The 651-nt window shown below is 44.9% G+C and carries 1 protein-coding gene; it reads left to right on the top strand.

Going from position 1 to position 651, the window contains the following annotated elements; genetic code table 11:
• Positions 1 to 651: Gfo/Idh/MocA family protein (locus R7Z47_RS25230; RefSeq protein ID WP_318130815.1), on the top strand; the 651-nt coding region annotated here is incomplete at both ends.

Raw genomic sequence — 651 nt, forward strand, 5'->3', positions numbered from 1 at the left:
AAAACCCTCTCTTCACTAGCTCAGCAATATCGCATTAAGGAAAGCTGTCAGGACTACCGACAGCTTCCTGCGTTTGGTGTAGATGCGGTGATGATTCATGCCGCAACTCATGTTCACTTTCAAATCGCTGAATATTTTCTAAAACAAAGCATTCCTACTTTTGTCGACAAACCTCTGGCGGACAGTGCACAACAGGTAGAGCAACTCTATGAGATTGCAGCTATCGCCAATCAACCACTTTATGTTGGCTTTAATCGCCGACACATTCCGCTCTACAACGACTATTTGCCAAACGTACAAAAAGGCGATGTCGCTAATTTGAAGTCACTGCGTTGGGAGAAAAATCGCCACAATCTGCTGGGAGAACTCCGTACGTTCATCTTTGACGATTTTATTCACCCGCTAGACAGCGTAAATGTTGTAGCAAAAGCCGATTTGCAAAACGTCTACATCACTCACCAATTTGACGGCCAACAACTCGCACGTCTGGATGTGCAATGGCAACACGGTGATACCCTACTACACGCTTCAATGAATCGTCATTTTGGCATCACAAACGAACGCGTTCAGGCATGTTATGCCAACCAAGCATTTGAGTTTGAATCGTTCGTGGAAGGTAAATTGTGGCAGGACAATCAAGAACGTAAGTTG

It is taken from the genome of Vibrio sp. 1641, assembly GCF_033339995.1.
GTDB classification, from domain to species: domain Bacteria; phylum Pseudomonadota; class Gammaproteobacteria; order Enterobacterales; family Vibrionaceae; genus Vibrio; species Vibrio alginolyticus.